The sequence below is a fragment of the Methylibium sp. T29 genome (genome assembly GCF_000576205.1).
In the GTDB taxonomy this organism is placed as follows: Bacteria; Pseudomonadota; Gammaproteobacteria; order Burkholderiales; family Burkholderiaceae_C; genus Methylibium; species Methylibium petroleiphilum.
Window position 1 is genome coordinate 1 of record NZ_AZND01000072.1, and the last position, 16,105, is coordinate 16,105.

The following is a 16,105-nucleotide window of genomic DNA, read 5'->3' on the forward strand; positions in this document are numbered from 1 at the left end:
CAGCCGGCTGGCCATGCGTCACCGGCAGCGGCGGCCTGCGCGCAGTGCGGCGTGGTCGAGTCGGTGCAGGCGGTGAAGGTCAAGGGCGAGGCCAGCGGCGTTGGCGCGGTCGCCGGCGGCGTGCTCGGTGGCGTGGTCGGCAACCAGTTCGGCGGCGGCAACGGTCGTACCGCGATGACGGTGCTCGGTGCGGTGGGCGGTGGCGTGGCCGGTCACGAGATCGAGAAGAACGTGAAGGCGAAGACGGTCTACAGCGTGCGCGTGCGCATGGACGACGGCAGCTGCGCACGCTGCAGCAGTCGCAGGCGCCGGCGGTCGGTGCGCGGGTCAAGGTCGACGGAACGACGCTGCGCGCCGCCTGAGCGCGCGCGTCGAGTCAAAGGGCCCGTTCGTTCAGCCTGCCGCCAGCACGCGGCGGTACTGGATCGCCTCGGCCACGTGGCCGACACCGATGTGCTCGGCACCGGCCAGGTCGGCGATGGTGCGCGCCACCCGCAACAGGCGGTGCTGGCCGCGGGCCGACCAACCGAGTCGCAAGGACGTGGCCTGCATGAACTGCGCCGCACCGGGCTCGATCGCCACGTGTGTGTCGATGCCGTTGCTGTCGAGGAATGCGTTGCTGCAACCCTGGCGCCGGTGCTGCCGTTCGCGCGCTCGTGCGGCACGTTCGGCGACGGCCTCGCTCGGGTCTCCGTCGGGAAGGGCCGACAGCGCCTCGGGGCCGACCGCCGGCACCTCCACCTGCAGGTCGATGCGGTCGAGCAGCGGGCCGCTGATGCGGCCCTGGTAACGAGCCACCATGTCGCTGGAGCAGCGGCAGGTTCTCAATGTGGAGCCGGCGTGGCCGCAAGGGCAGGGGTTCATCGCCGCGATCAACTGGAAGCGCGCGGGGAATTCGGCCTGGCGCGCCGCGCGCGAGATCGTGATGCGACCCGTTTCCAAGGGCTCACGCAGGGCCTCCAGCGCGGCGCGAGGAAACTCCGGCCACTCGTCGAGGAACAGCACGCCGTGATGGGCCAGCGAAATCTCGCCCGGCCGCGGTGGTGATCCGCCGCCGACCAGCGCGACCGCGGAAGCACTGTGGTGCGGGGCACGCAGCACGCGCTCGCGCCAGCGACCGGCGTCGAAGCGTCCCACCAGGCTCAGCACGGCCGCGGACTCCAGCGCCTGTTCGTCGCTCAGCGGTGGCAGCAGGCCGGCGAAGCGCTGCGCCAGCATCGACTTGCCGGCCCCTGGTGGACCGACCAGCAGCACGCTGTGCTGGCCCGCCGCGGCAACCTCGAGCGCGCGCTTGGCGGCGGCTTGCCCCTTCACGTCGCGCAACTCGCCCCACCGGGGTGCCGTCGGCGGACGCGGCCAGGGCGTGGCCGCCGACAGGGGCTGCGCTGCGTCGCCGGGCAGCAGCGCACTGACCACGTCGAGCAAGTGCTTGGCGGAGCGCACCTGCAGTCCTTCGATCAAGGCGGCCTCGCGCGCACTCGGGTCCGGCAGCACCAGCGGGCGTTCCCGGCCCTCATGTCGCGCGGCCAGCGCCATCGCCAGCGCACCCCGTACCGGCCGCAGGTCGCCGGCGAGCGACAACTCTCCGGCGAACTCCAGATCGGCCAGTCGCCCCGCATCGATCTGGCCGCTGGCGGCCAGGATGCCCAGCGCGATCGGCAGGTCGAAGCGGCCCGACTCCTTGGGCAGATCGGCTGGCGCCAGATTGACCGTGATGCGCTGGTTGTGGGGAAACGCCAGGCCGCTGTTCAGCAGTGCGGCACGGACTCGCTCACGCGCCTCCTTGACTTCGGTGTCGGCCAGACCGACGAGCGTGAAACTCGGCAGACCGTTCGCCAGATGCACCTCGACGGTGACTTCGGGGGCATCGAGCCCATCGAGAGCACGGCTGTGGACAACGGCGAGCGACATGTCCGATCGATCATGGCATCGCGCCTCCGCCACCACGAGCCCACCGAAGGGTGGTTGGCTCGCACTTTGGCACCGCAGGGGTGCCAAAAGTTGCAGACATCCCTGTTTTGGGGCGCCACCGATACAAGCGTCCCCGGTTCGGCTCGCGACTCCCTGTTATGGCGCAGTGGCACAGAACCTGCTGAGTCGTCGTTCGTGCTCTGAACCGAGACCTTGTAACCGTCCCGTCCACCCAAGGAGAACGCCATGAAGATGGTGACTGCCATTGTCAAGCCCTTCAAGCTTGACGAAGTTCGTGAGGCCTTGAGCGCTATCGGCGTTCAGGGCATCACGGTGACCGAAGTCAAAGGCTTCGGCCGCCAAAAGGGCCACACCGAGCTGTATCGCGGTGCGGAGTACGTTGTCGACTTCCTGCCCAAGGTCAAGATCGAGGCAGCCGTCGATGACGCCATCGTCGACCGCGTGATCGAAGCGATCGAAGCCTCGGCCCGCACCGGCAAGATCGGTGACGGCAAGGTCTTCGTCACCAACCTCGAGCAGGTGATCCGCATCCGCACCGGCGAAACCGGCAAGGACGCGCTCTGAGCGCTTTCAACAGGAACGAGTCAAACATGAGAAAGCTCATTGCCTCCCTCGCCACGTCGTTGGCGCTCGGCGTTGCGGTACTCGGTTTCGCCGATGTCGCGATGGCCCAGGAAGCTGCATCGGCGCCCGCCGCTGCCGCAGTCGTCGAAGCGGCCGCCGCCGCTACCCCTGCTGCCGAAGCCTCCGCGCCCGAAGCGGCGCCGGCCGCAGCCGCGCCCGTGCCCAACAAGGGCGACGTCGCGTGGATGCTGGTGTCCACGCTGCTGGTCATCATGATGTCGATCCCCGGCCTGGCGCTGTTCTACGGCGGCCTGGTGCGCAGCAAGAACATGCTGTCGGTGCTGATGCAGGTCTTCGTGGTGTTCTCGCTGATCAGCGTGCTGTGGTTCATCTACGGCTACAGCCTGGCGTTCACCGAAGGCAACGCCTACATCGGCGGCTTCGACCGGCTGTTCCTGAAGGGCGTGTTCGATCCCGCCACCGGCGCATTCGCGATGGGTGCCACCTTCAGCAAGGGCGTGGTCATCCCTGAGATCGTGTTCGTCGCCTTCCAGGCCACGTTCGCGGCGATCACCTGCGGCCTGATCGTCGGCGCCTTCGCCGAGCGCATCAAGTTCAGCGCGGTGCTGCTGTTCGTCACGCTGTGGTTCACCTTCAGCTACACGCCGATCGCCCACATGGTGTGGTACTGGATGGGTCCGGACGCCTACACCGGCAAGGAAGTGGTTGATGCCATGAATGGCAAGGCCGGCCAGATCTGGCAGTGGGGTGCGCTGGACTTCGCTGGCGGCACTGTGGTGCACATCAACGCCGCCGTCGCGGGTCTGGTGGGTGCCTACATGGTCGGCAAGCGCATCGGCTACGGCAAGGAAGCCTTCACGCCGCACTCGCTGACGCTGACGATGGTCGGTGCCTCGCTGCTGTGGGTGGGCTGGTTCGGCTTCAACGCGGGCTCCGCGCTGGAAGCCGGCAACAGCGCCGCGCTGGCCTTCCTGAACACCTTCTCGGCCACGGCCTGTGCCGTGCTGGCCTGGTGCGTCGGTGAGTCGCTGTTCAAGGGCAAGGCCTCGATGCTGGGTGCGGCGTCGGGTGCGGTGGCCGGCCTGGTGGCCATCACGCCGGCCGCCGGCAACGTCGGCATCGTCGGCGCCATGGTGATCGGCCTCGTCGCCGGCTTCGCCTGCCTGTGGGGTGTCAGCGGCCTGAAGAAGCTGCTCGGCGCGGACGATTCGCTCGACGTGTTCGGCGTCCATGGCGTCGGCGGCATCGTCGGTGCGCTGCTGACCGGCGTGTTCAACTCGCCGGCCCTGGGCGGCCCGGGCTACGTGACCGACTGGGTCACCGCCAGCGTCATCTCGGCGGCCGACTACTCGATCGCCTCGCAGGTGTGGATCCAGGCCAAGGCCGTGCTGCTGACCATCGTCTGGTCGGGCGTGGTCTCGGTGGTGGCCTACAAGATCACCGACCTGGTGATCGGCCTGCGCGTTAGCGAGGATGCCGAGCGCGAAGGCCTCGACATCACCTCGCACGGCGAGACCGCGTACCACAAGTGATCTCTCCGTGAGTTGCCCCGTGCCGGCCCACGCCGGCCGGGGCTTGCAGCCAGGCCGCCTTCGGGCGGCCTTTTTTATGGCCGGACTTGCAAGCAGCGCGCGAACCGCCACCTGCCTAGAATCCCGTTTCCGGTTACGCCAAAGGCTTGCTCCATGGTCCCCCACCTCATTACCGCCCTGAACGGACCGATCAACGAGCTGGAGCAGCGCATCCTCGAGTCCATGCCGGCGATCGAGCGCTGGTTCCGTCTCGAGTGGATGGAGCACACGCCGCCGTTCTACAGCTCCGTGGACGTGCGCAACGCCGGCTTCAAGCTGGCGCCGGTCGACACCAACCTCTACCCCGGCGGTTTCAACAACCTCACGCCCGAGATGCTGCCGCTGGCGGTGCAGGCGGCGATGGCGGCGATCGAGAAGATCTGCCCCGAGGCGAAGAACCTCCTTCTGATCCCCGAGAAGCACACCCGCAACACCTTCTACCTGATGAACGTGCAGCGTCTGGTGCAGATCTTCGGTGCTGCCGGCCTGAACGTGCGGCTGGGGACGCTGGACGACAGCATCACCGAGCCGACGCGCCTGGCGCTGCCCGACGGCTCCGAACTGACGCTCGAGCCGCTGCTGCGCAGCAAGCGCCGCCTGGGGCTGAAGGATTTCGACCCCTGCACCATCCTGCTCAACAATGACCTGTCCGCGGGCATTCCGAAGGTGCTCGAAGGCCTTCACGAGCAATACCTGCTGCCACCGCTGCATGCAGGCTGGGCGGTGCGGCGCAAGAGCCAGCATTTCCAGGCCTACGAGGAAGTGGCCAAGAAGTTCGCCAAGCTGCTGGGCATGGACCCGTGGCTGATCAACCCGATGTTCGCCAAGTGCGGCAAGGTCAACTTCCAGGACGGCACCGGCCAGGAGTGCGTGCAGAGCCATGCCGACGCGCTGCTCGGCAAGATCCGCCGCAAGTACAAGGAGTACGGCATCCAGGAGAAGCCGTTCGTCATCGTCAAGGCCGATGCCGGCACCTACGGCATGGGCATCATGACGGTGCGCGACGCCAAGGACCTGGACGAGCTCAACCGCAAGGCGCGCAACAAGATGAGCGTCATCAAGGACGGCCAGGAGGTCTCCGAGGTGATCATCCAGGAGGGCGTGCCGACCTACGAACGCATGAACGACGCCGTGGCCGAGCCGGTGGTCTACATGATCGACCGCTACGTGGTCGGCGGCTTCTACCGCGTGCACGCCGAGCGGGGCATCGACGAGAACCTCAATTCGCCGGGGGCGAGCTTCGTGCCGCTGGCCTTCGCCGAAAGCCACCATCTGCCGCGGCCGGGCGAGAAGCCCGGTGCCAGCGCTCCGAACCGCTTCTACATGTACGGCGTGATCGGACGGCTGGCGATGCTGGGCGCCAGCTACGAACTCGAAGCGACCGACCCCGACGCCGAGGTCTACGAGTAGCGCGCGCCGGCTTCGCGCCGAGGCGGCATCGCGTTGCTGCGCTGCAACAACCCAAAGCGGATCCGCCCTGGGACGCAGCGCAGAATGGGGGCCCTCGCCGACCCCGCGCCCATTTCGTGCACTCTCGATCCTCCGATCCACCGACCGGCTCCAAGCTGGCGGCCCTGACCCTCGGCGCCGTCGGCGTCGTTTACGGCGACATCGGGACCAGTCCGCTGTATGCGTTGAAGGAGGTCTTCGCGCACGGGCGCATCGACATCACGCCGGACAACATCTACGGCATCCTGTCGCTGGTGGTGTGGACGCTGACGGTCATCGTCTCGCTCAAGTACGTGCTGCTGATCCTGCGCGCCGACAACAACGGCGAAGGCGGCCTGATCGCGATGCTGGCGCTGGCCTCCACGGCCGTGAAGGAGCGGCCCGCGCTGCGCCGGAGATTGCTGATCCTCGGTGTGTTCGGCACGGCGATCTTCTTCGGCGATGGCGTGATCACGCCCGCCATCTCGGTGCTGTCGGCGGTGGAAGGTCTGGAGGTCGCCGCGCCCGGGCTGCACCGCTACGTGGTGCCGGTGACGCTGGTGGTCCTGACGCTGCTGTTCGCCGCGCAGCGCTTCGGCACCGGCGGCATCGGCAAGTTCTTCGGGCCGGTGACGGCCGTGTGGTTCATCGTGCTGGCGCTGCTCGGCGTGGTGCACATCGTCGAGAACCCGGCCGTGCTGGCCGCGCTGAGCCCGCACTACGCTCTCGCCTTCATGTGGCAGCACCCCGGCACGGCCTTCGTGTCGCTCGGCGCCGTGGTGCTGTGTGTGACCGGGGCCGAGGCCTTGTATGCAGACATGGGTCACTTCGGCAAGCGGCCGATCCGCCTCGCGTGGTTCAGCCTCGTGATGCCGGCGCTGATGATCAACTACTTCGGCCAGGGCGCGATGCTGCTGCAGCGGCCGGAGACGGTGAAGAATCCGTTCTACGAGATGGCCCCCGAGTGGGCGCTCTACCCTCTGATCGTGCTGGCCACGCTGGCGACGGTGATCGCCTCGCAGGCGCTGATCACGGCCGCGTTCTCGGTCACCAAACAGGCGATCCAGCTCGGCTACTTCCCGCGCCTGCGGGTCACCCACACCTCGGTCAAGGAGACCGGACAGATCTACGTGCCGTTCGTGAACTGGGGGCTTTACACCTGCATCGTGCTGGCGGTCGTGACCTTCGGCTCCAGCAGCAAGCTGGCCTCGGCCTACGGCATCGCGGTGACCACCGACATGCTGATCACCACGACGATGACCTTCTTCGTGATCCGCTACAGCTGGAAATACCCATGGGCGCTGTGCGTCGCTGCGACCGGCTTCTTCTTTCTGGTCGATGCGATGTTCTTCGCGGCCAACGCGATCAAGATCCTCGACGGGGGCTGGTTCCCGCTGGCCATCGGGGCGGCCATGTTCACGCTGATGATGACCTGGAAACAGGGGCGCCGGCTGATGAGCGAGCGCCTGCGCGAGGAGGCGATCGACCTGAAGAGCTTCCTGGAGTCGGTGTTCATCAGCCGCCGACGCGGGTTCAGGGCACGGCGGTGTTCCTGGCGGCCGAGCAGGGCAGCACGCCGAACGCGCTGCTGCACAACCTCAAGCACAACAAGGTGCTGCACGAGCAGAACCTGTTCGTCACCGTCAGGCACCACGAGGTGCCGTGGATCCCGTTCAGCAAGCGCTGCGAGATCGAGTCGCTGGGCCACTGCTGCTGGCAGGTGACGCTGAATTTCGGCTTCAAGAACGAACCCGACGTGCCCGAGGCGCTGGCGCTGCTGCGGGGCCGTGGCGTGCAGCTCGACGACATGGAGACCAGCTATTTCCTGTCGCGCGACATCGTCATTCCGACCATCGGCAAGGGCATGGCCATCTGGCGCGAGAAGCTGTTCTGCAGCATGCACCGCAACGCGGCGGCGGCGGCTGACTTCCTGAACCTGCCGACCAACCGCGTCGTGGAGCTGGGCTCGAAGGTCGAGATCTGAGCGGGCCGCGTTACTGCAGCCGCGTCGGCGCGCCGACCAGCTGCACCACCACCAGCCGCACGTTCTTCTGCAGCGCCGAGATCGCCTGCCGGTCGCCCGACAGGTGCTTCAGCAGGCACTGCTGGAACAGGCCGTCGAAGGTCGCGTAGATCACGCTGGCCGGCAGGCGCAGCGGCTCGCCGGCCAGTTCGGCGAAGCGCGACATCACGCGCCACATCATCTTCTCGAGGCTCTTGTCGATCTCTGCCACGTCGGTGCGAAAGCCCTCGTCGAACAGCGATTGCGCGCGCAGGTCGTACCACAGGCGGTGCAGCGGCGCCTCGCGGCGCACCGTCTCGCCGAGGACGGCCAGGAAGCCCGTCATCAGCTCGTCGAAGCTGGTGGCCTCCGCCGTCACCTGGTCGTAGCGCACGACGCAGCGCGCCTTGTACTGGCGCATGCTGCACAGGATCAGGTCGAGCTTGTCCTTGAAGTAGTAGTGCAGCACGCCGTGCGAGAACTCGGACTTCTGCGCGATCTCGCGCAGGCTGGTGCGCGCATAGCCCAGTTCGGCCAGGGCCTGCAGCGCAGCCGCGCCGAGCTCGGCACGGCGCTCGGCGAACTTGTCGACTCGGGGGGCGGCGGCGCGGGTCATGGATCGGTACGGAACGGTCGCGGATGCTGTCCAAGATAGCACAGCGCAAGCCCTGGCCAGTCTGCGGCGCGGAGAATCTGGACGACTGTCCAAAAAATACTTGACGCTTGTCAAGGCCACTCCTAGCATGCATCGAACGGTCGGCCTCCACGACCGACGAGGAGACAGCATGAGCAACAAGAAGCCCGTCGTCGTCTACGGCGCCTCCGGCTACACCGGCCGCCTGATCTGCGAGTACCTTCGCGAGTACGGCATCCCGTTCATCGCCGCGGGTCGCAGCGCGGACAAGCTGCAGACGGCGATGCAGTCCAACGTGCCGGGCATCGAGACCGCGAGCTACGAGATCGCCGAGGTGCCGCACAGCGTTGCGGCGCTGACCGAGCTGTTCCGCGGCGCGTCGGTGGTGCTGAACACCGTCGGACCGTTCGCGAAGTTCGGCCCGGAGGTCGTCGAGGCCTGCCTGGCCGCCCGCTGTCACTACACCGACACCACCGGCGAGCAGGACTGGCTGATCACGCTCGACGAACAGTACGGCGCCCAGTTCGCCGCCGCCGGCCTGCTGCTGTCGCCCGGCCTGGCGCACATGTACACCACCGGCGAGATCGCCGCGCAGCTGTGCCTCGAGACGCCGGGGCTCGACACGCTCGACATCGCCGTGTTCTGGGGCGGCAGCCCGACGATCGCGTCGACGCAGACCATCCTGGTCAATGCTGCGACGTCCAAGGCCTACTACCTCGACCAGAACAGGTACGTCGAGTGGCAGCCCGACGCGGGTCTCTACAACGTGACCATCCCGGGCCAGCACGAGGCCGCGCTGGCGCTGCCCTGGGGCGGCACCTCGCATCCGGTGTGGTTCAAGCGCGACCCGCGTGTGGCCACCGTCAAGGTGCTGGGCGGCGTGTTCAACAAGCCGCTGATGCAGGGCGTGCCGCTGATCGTCGCGGCGGCGCTGAAGGCGACCGAGGGCATGAACCCCGAGGAGCGCTACGCCGCGCTGGCCCAGACGGCTGCCGGCGTGATGAATACCATGCCACCACGCGAGAACCCGCGTCTCAACAAGTCGGTCGACTCGGTCCACGCGTCCGGCCCGCTGGTGCGCGCGCACTGCGTGATCTTCGGCAACTGCAACTACAAGCAGACCGGGTTGCTGCAGGCGTTTGCGGCGGCCTCGCTGCTGCAGCAGGCGCCCCGGCGCGTCGGCTTCGCCTCCGGCTGCCAGGCCTTCGGACATCACGAACTGCTCGGCGCCCTGCGCAGCTTCGGCCTGGTGCAGGCGCCGATCCTGACCGTCCACCGCTAGGCCGCGCGATGCGACTGGTCGACTACCTCGACAAGGGCGCCCAGCTCAGCGCTGACGCGCCCTGCCTGACCATGGGCGACGCCGACCTGAGCTACGCCGACGTGCAGCGCATCAGCCACCGCGTCGCCCGCGGCCTGCAACGCTCGGGCATCGCACCGGGCGACAAGGTCGCGGTGCTGTCGAGCAACCACGCGCTGGCCTTCGCCTGCGTGTTCGGCATCTCGCGCGCCGGCGCCGTGTGGTGCCCGATCAACCCGCGCAACGAGGCGAGCGAGAACCGCTACGTGCTCGACGCCTTCGACTGCGCCTGTGTCATCTTTCACAGCAACTATGCGCCGATGGTCGAGCAGATGCGCGCCGGCCTGCCCAAGCTGCGGCTGCTGGTCTGCCTCGATCAGCCGGCGCCGTTCGCGGCGGGCTTCGGCGACTGGCTGCATGGTCTTGGCGACGAGCCGCTGCACGTCGAGCCGCCCGACGACCTGGCGATGATCGCGGGCACCGGCGGCACCACCGGCAGTCCCAAGGGCGTGATGCTGACCGGCCGCAACCTCGAGACGATGTCGGCGCTGACGCTGATGGGCTATCCGTTCGACGGGCGGCCTTCCTACCTGGCGCTGGCGCCGCTGACCCATGCGGCCGGCGTGCTGTGCCTGCCGGTGATGGCGCTGGGTGGCCGCGTGGTCATCATGCCGAAGCCCGATCTGGGCGAGTTCCTCGCGCTGATCGAGCGCCACCGCATCACCCACACCTTCCTGCCGCCGACGCTGATCTACATGCTGCTGCAGCACGAGCGCCTGGCCACGGCGAGGCTCGATTCGCTGCAGTGCTTCTGGTATGGCGCGGCGCCGATCTCGGCGGCGCGGCTCGAGGAGGCGTTGACCAAGATCGGCCCGGTGATGGCGCAGCTGTTCGGGCAGACCGAGGCGCCGATGATGATCTCGATGATGTCGCCCCGCGAGCACTTCCAGACCGACGGCGCGGTAGCGCGCGCGCGCCTGTCGTCGGCCGGCCGGCCCGGCCCGCTGGTCCAGGTGGCCACGATGGACGGCGAGGGCCGCCTGCTGCCCACCGGCGAGACCGGCGAGATCGTGGTGCGCGGCTCATTGGTGATGGCCGGCTACTACAAGGATCCCAAGGCCACGGCCGAGGCCGGCCGCCACGGATGGCACCACACCGGCGACATCGGCCGGCTCGATGCCGACGGCTTTCTCTTCATCGTCGACCGCGCCAAGGACATGATCATCACCGGCGGCTTCAACGTCTACTCGGTCGAGGTCGAGCAGGCGCTGATGCAGCATCCCGACGTGCAGGACAGCGCGGTGATCGGTCTGCCCGACGACAAGTGGGGTGAGCGCGTGGTGGCGGTGTTGCAGCTGCACGCCGGCCGCAGCGTGAAGCCCGAGGACATCCAGGCCTTCGTCAAGGCCCGCATCGGCAGCGTCAAGTCGCCCAAGCAGGTCGAGATCTGGTCCGACCTGCCACGTTCCAAGGTCGGCAAGGTCTTGAAGAAGGACATCCGTGCCTCGTTGCTGAAGCCTGCAGAATCGAGTTGAGCTGCCTTCCAGCCACCGCACCCATCGGAGAGCCGCCATGGCCAACAGAGTCTGCATTGCCGGCGTGGGCATGATCGCCTTCGCCAAGCCCGGCGCCAGCGAGCCCTATCACCTGATGGCCGCGCGGGCCGGTCGCCAGGCCCTGGCCGACGCCGGCATCGGCTACGACGCGCTGCAGCAGGCCTACGTGGGCTATGTCTATGGCGACTCCACGAGCGGCCAGAAGGCGGTCTACGAGCTCGGCATGACCGGCATCCCGGTGATCAACGTCAACAACAACTGCTCGACCGGCTCGACCGCGCTGTTCCTGCGCGCCAAGCGGTGGAGAGCGGCGCCGCCGACTGTGTGCTGGCGCTCGGCTTCGAGCAGATGAAGCCCGGCGCGCTCGGCACGGTGTTCGACGACCGGCCCAGCCCCTTCGAGGACTTCGACCGCGAGGCCGAGGCCTTGGTGGGCATGCCGGAGCTGCCGCTCGCGCTGCGCTACTTCGGCGGGGCCGGCCTCGGCCACATGCAGAAGTACGGCACGCCGCTGGAGGCCTTCGCCCGGATCCGCGCCAAGGCCAGCCGCCACGCCGCGCGCAACCCGCTGGCGCTGCTGCGCAAGGAGCTCAGCACCGAGGACGTGATGAACGCGCCCATGCTCTGGCCCGGCGTGATGACGCGCCTGATGGCCTGCCCGCCCACTTGCGGCGCGGCGGCGGCGGTGCTCGTCTCCGAGGCCTACGCCAGGAAGAACGGCCTGCGCACCGACGTGGCGATCCGCGCCCAGGCCATGACCACCGACCGGCCCGACACCTTCGACAGCCGCGACATGATGAAGGTGGTGGGGGCCGGCATGAGCCGTGCCGCTGCGCAGAGCGTCTACGAGCAGGCCGGGATCGGTCCCGAGGATCTGGACGTGGTGGAACTGCACGACTGCTTCGCGCACAACGAGCTGATCACCTACGAGGCGCTCGGCCTGTGCCCCGAGGGCGGCGCCGCCGCCTTCATCGACGCCGGCGACAACACCTACGGCGGTCGCGTGGTCACCAACCCCTCGGGCGGCCTGCTCTCCAAGGGCCATCCGCTCGGCGCCACCGGCCTGGCGCAGTGCTACGAGCTGACCCACCAGCTGCGCGGCACGGCCGAGCAGCGCCAGGTCGACGGCGCGCGCGTCGCGCTGCAGCACAACCTGGGGCTGGGCGGGGCGTGCGTCGTGACCTTGTACGAAGCGACCGCCTGAGTCTGCAGGCGGCGCGGCGCCGGCGCTGAAGACGCGGGGCTGCGCCTGGCGCGGCCGTGCGCCGGGATACTCCGGCCATGCTGCGCCGCTTCGTCACCGACTTCTCGCTCTCCGCCGCCACTGCCGGCTTCGTGGCCACGCTGGTCGGCTTCACCAGCTCGGTCGCCATCGTGTTCCAGGCGGCGCAGTCCTTCGGCGCGACGCCCGCGGAAACCAGCTCGTGGATGTGGGCGCTGGGGCTCGGCATGGGCCTGACGACGCTGCTGCCCTCGCTGCGGTGGCGCCAGCCGGCGATCACGGCCTGGTCGACGCCGGGCGCGGCGCTGCTCGCGACGGCCGGCGCGGGCTACACGATGGCGGATGCGGTGGGGGCCTTCCTCGTCTGCGCCGCCCTCATCACGCTGGCCGGCGTCACCGGCTGGTTCGAGCGGGTCATGAGCCGCATCCCGGTCGCGCTGGCGTCGGCGCTGCTGGCCGGCGTGCTGGCGCGCTTCGGCATCGAGGCCTTCGCCGCGGCGCGCACCGCGCTGCCGCTGGTGCTGCTGATGCTGGCGTTCTACCTGGTCGGCCGGCGCTTCTGGCCGCGCTACGCGATCGTGGTCGTGCTGGCGGTGGCGACCGGTTTCGTCGCCTTCCAGGGCCGCCTGCACACCGAGGCCGTCTCGTGGTCGCTCGCGCAGCCGGTCTTCACCGCGCCGCGCTTCAGCCTCGCGGCGACCGTGAGCCTTGCGCTGCCGCTGTTCATCGTCACCATGGCCTCGCAGAACCTGCCGGGCGTCGCGGCGATCCGTGCCGCCGGCTATGCGATGCCGGTGTCGCGGCTGATCGCGATCACCGGCGCGGCAACGCTGCTGCTGGCACCGTTCGGGGCCTTCGCGATGAACCTGGCGGCCATCACCGCGGCCATCTGCATGGGCCGCGAGGCGCACGAGGATCCGGCGCGGCGCTATGTCGCCGCGGCCGTCTGCGGCCTGCTGTACTGCGTGATCGGCGTGTTCGGCGCGGCGGTCACCGGCGTGCTGACGGCCTTTCCGCGCGAGCTGGTGATCGCGATCGCCGGCTTCGCGCTGCTCGGCACGATCGCCAACGCGCTGGCGGTGGCCTTTCGCGACGAGGGGCACCGCGAGGCGGCGCTGATCACTTTCCTGGTCACGCTGTCGGGCGTCACGATCGCGGGCATCGGCGCGGCCTTCTGGGGCGTGGTCGCCGGCACGATCGCTCTCGTTGTGCAACAGTGGCGCAAGACCTGAGCCTTCCGAAGGACGCTTTCGATGCAACTGCTCTTCATCGCCGATCCGCTGGACCACTTCAAGACCTACAAGGACACCACCTTCTCGATGATGCGCGAGGCCGCGGCACGCGGCCACACGCTGCTGGCCTGCGAGCCCCGCCACGTGATGTGGGCGCGGGGCGGCGTGGTGAGCGCGCGCATGCAGGCGTTCACGCTCACCGGCGATGCGAAGGACTGGTACCGCACGGACGGCGCGGCGCAGCAGCGTCCGCTGAAGGACGTCGGCGCGGTGCTCATGCGCAAGGACCCGCCGTTCGACAGCGAGTACTTCTACGCCACCCACCTGCTGGAGCAGGCCGAGCGCGAGGGCGCTCGCGTGTTCAATGCGCCGCGCGCGCTCCGTGACCACCCGGAGAAGCTGGCGATCCTCGAGTTTCCCGAGCTGATCGGCCCCACGCTGGTCACGCGCGATGCCGACGACGTGCGTGCCTTCCATGCCGAGCACCGCGACATCATCCTGAAGCCGCTCGACGGCATGGGCGGCATGGGCATCTTCCGGGTTCGCGAGGACGGATTGAACCTCGGCAGCATCACCGAGACGCTCAACAAGTTCGGCGCCCAGACCGTGATGGTGCAGCGCTTCCTGCCCGAGATCGCGCAGGGCGACAAGCGCATCCTGCTGATCGGCGGCGAGCCGGTGCCGTTCAGCCTGGCGCGCATCCCGCAGGGCAGCGAGGTGCGCGGCAACCTGGCTGCCGGCGGCAAGGGTGTGGCGCTGCCGCTCAGCGCGCGCGACCGCGAGATCGCCGAGACGCTCGGCCCGGTGCTGGCCGCGCGCGGCCTGCTGCTGGTGGGGCTGGACGTGATCGGCGACTGCCTGACCGAGATCAACGTCACCAGCCCGACCGGCTTCCAGGAGATCACGCAGCAGACCGGCTTCGACGTGGCCCGGCGCTTCGTCGACGCGCTCGAGGCCGCGCTCGCCGCCTGACCGCCTGCGCTTACCATTCGCGCTGCGGCGCCCGACATTCCGGTCGGGCGCCGCCTTTCATTCATGGCCCTGCTGACCCTCTCCAACGCCCACCTGGCCTATGGCCACGTCGCCCTGCTCGACCACACCGGCTTCTCGCTCGAGGCCGGTGAGCGCGTCGGCCTGATCGGCCGCAACGGCACCGGCAAGTCCTCGCTGCTGAAGATCATCGCCGGGCTCGAGAAGCCCGACGACGGCACGCTGCAGCTGCAGCAGGGCCTGCGGCTCGCGCTGGTGGCGCAGGAGCCGGTGCTCGACCCCGAGGCCAGCGTGTTCGACGCGGTGAGCGTCGGCCTTGCCGAGGTGAAGGCGCTGCGCGAGCGCTACGAGGCGCACGATGCGCACGATGATCTCGACGCGATCCAGACCCGCATCGAGGCGATGGACGGCTGGACCTGGGAGCAGCGCGTCACCGAGACGCTGGAGCGGCTGCAGCTCGCGCCCGACGCCCAGGTCGGCCCGCTGTCGGGCGGCACGAAGAAGCGCGTCGCGCTGGCGCAGGCGCTGGTCGCCGCGCCCGACGTGCTGCTGCTCGACGAGCCGACCAACCATCTGGACCTCGATGCGATCCGCTGGCTGGAGGAGCTGCTGAAGGCCTTCCGCGGCAGCGTGCTCCTGATCACCCACGACCGTGCCTTCTTGGATGCCGTTTCGACCCGCATCGTCGAGCTCGACCGCGGCGTGCTGCGCAGCTACCCGGGCAATTTCGCGGCCTACGAGGCCACCAAGCAGCGCGAGCTGGCCGACGAGGCGCTCTACAACGCACGCCAGGAGAAGCTGCTCGCGCAGGAGGAGGTGTGGGTGCGCCAGGGCGTCGAGGCACGGCGCACCCGCAGCGTTGCCCGCATCAAGCGGCTCGAGGTGCTGCGCGCTCAGCGCGCGGCGCGGCGTGACTCGGTGGGCCGCGTCTCGCTCGAAGTGGACGCCGGTTCGCGCAGCGGCAAGATCGTCGCGGAGCTCGAGGGCGTGAGCAAGGCCTACGGCGACAAGACCATCGTGCGCGACTTCAGCGCCACGCTGCTGCGCGGCGACAAGGTCGGCCTGATCGGCGCCAACGGCGCCGGCAAGACCACGCTGCTCAAGCTCATCCTCGGCACGCTCGCGCCCGACAGCGGCACGGTGCGCACCGGCAGCAACCTGCAAGTGGCCTATTTCGACCAGATGCGCGAGGTGCTGAACCTCGATGCAACGCTGGCCGACACCATCAGCCCCGGCAGCGAATGGGTCGAGATCGCCGGCCAGCGCAAGCACGTGATGAGCTACCTGGGCGACTTCCTGTTCGCCCCGGCGCGCGCCAACTCGCCGGTGCGCAGCCTGAGCGGCGGCGAGCGCAACCGCCTGCTGCTGGCGCGGCTGTTCGCCAAGCCGGCCAATGTGCTGGTGCTCGACGAACCGACCAACGACCTCGACATCGACACGCTGGAACTGCTGGAAGAACTGCTGCAGACCTACCCCGGCACGGTGTTCCTGGTCAGTCACGACCGGCGCTTCCTCGACAACGTGGTCACCAGCACCATCGTCCATGAGGGCGACGGGCGCTGGCGCGAGTACGAGGGCAGCGTCGAAGACTGGCTGCTGCAGGCCGAGCGCGCCCGCGCGCTGCAGGCGACTGCGGCCAGGCGCGCCGGCGCGG

10 protein-coding genes and 2 pseudogenes are annotated in these 16,105 nt (G+C 68.9%); 10 read left to right on the plus strand and 2 right to left on the minus strand.

All coding sequences use genetic code 11. The features are described from left to right. Positions 1-393: 393 nt before the first annotated feature. Positions 394-1,911, minus strand: a complete 1,518-nt coding sequence (locus tag x551_RS10745) for a YifB family Mg chelatase-like AAA ATPase (RefSeq protein ID WP_036232598.1) — start codon at positions 1,909-1,911, stop codon at positions 394-396. Positions 1,912-2,157: 246 nt separating this feature from the next. Here x551_RS10745 and x551_RS10750 point away from each other — a divergent pair, with 246 nt between their 5' ends. From x551_RS10750 to x551_RS10765, 4 genes and pseudogenes are all read left to right on the plus strand, one after another. After that, entirely contained in the window at positions 2,158-2,496 is a 339-nt protein-coding gene (locus tag x551_RS10750) for a P-II family nitrogen regulator (RefSeq protein WP_011827772.1), read from the plus strand. Between the two features lie 26 nt (positions 2,497-2,522). Continuing rightward, positions 2,523-4,049 (plus strand): ammonium transporter, encoded by a 1,527-nt coding sequence (amt, locus tag x551_RS10755; RefSeq protein ID WP_011827773.1) that lies wholly within the window; start codon positions 2,523-2,525, stop codon positions 4,047-4,049. A 153-nt stretch (positions 4,050-4,202) separates the two neighbouring features. Continuing rightward, complete coding sequence (gene gshA, locus x551_RS10760; protein WP_011827774.1) at positions 4,203-5,498, plus strand: glutamate--cysteine ligase; 1,296 nt, start codon at positions 4,203-4,205, stop codon at positions 5,496-5,498. A 116-nt stretch (positions 5,499-5,614) separates the two neighbouring features. Further along, positions 5,615-7,500 (plus strand): annotated as a pseudogene (locus x551_RS10765) (potassium transporter Kup). 10 nt (positions 7,501-7,510) lie between these two features. Here x551_RS10765 and x551_RS10770 read toward each other — a convergent pair. Beyond that, positions 7,511-8,134, minus strand: coding sequence for a TetR/AcrR family transcriptional regulator (locus x551_RS10770; protein ID WP_011827776.1), 624 nt, complete (start codon positions 8,132-8,134; stop codon positions 7,511-7,513). A gap of 169 nt (positions 8,135-8,303) precedes the next feature. On the opposite strand from x551_RS10770, the gene x551_RS10775 reads away from it, so the two are divergent. From x551_RS10775 to x551_RS10800, 6 genes and pseudogenes are all read left to right on the plus strand, one after another. Next, a complete protein-coding gene (locus x551_RS10775; protein WP_036232592.1) occupies positions 8,304-9,434 on the plus strand; it encodes a DUF5938 domain-containing protein in 1,131 nt (376 codons plus the stop codon). 8 nt (positions 9,435-9,442) lie between these two features. Beyond that, the gene (locus tag x551_RS10780) at positions 9,443-10,987 is read left to right on the plus strand and encodes a long-chain fatty acid--CoA ligase (protein WP_036232589.1); all 1,545 of its coding nucleotides are present in this window, start codon (positions 9,443-9,445) and stop codon (positions 10,985-10,987) included. 37 nt (positions 10,988-11,024) lie between these two features. Continuing rightward, positions 11,025-12,211, plus strand: a pseudogene (locus x551_RS10785) (lipid-transfer protein). A 77-nt stretch (positions 12,212-12,288) separates the two neighbouring features. Next, positions 12,289-13,461: a benzoate/H(+) symporter BenE family transporter gene (locus tag x551_RS10790; RefSeq protein ID WP_036232587.1), complete on the plus strand. Its 1,173-nt coding sequence runs from the start codon at positions 12,289-12,291 to the stop codon at positions 13,459-13,461. Between the two features lie 21 nt (positions 13,462-13,482). Continuing rightward, positions 13,483-14,433, plus strand: coding sequence for a glutathione synthase (gene gshB / locus x551_RS10795; RefSeq protein ID WP_011827781.1), 951 nt, complete (start codon positions 13,483-13,485; stop codon positions 14,431-14,433). 63 nt (positions 14,434-14,496) lie between these two features. Then, positions 14,497-16,105, plus strand: a 1,609-nt coding sequence (locus x551_RS10800) for an ATP-binding cassette domain-containing protein (RefSeq protein WP_036248491.1), incomplete at its 3' end; no start/stop codon positions are given.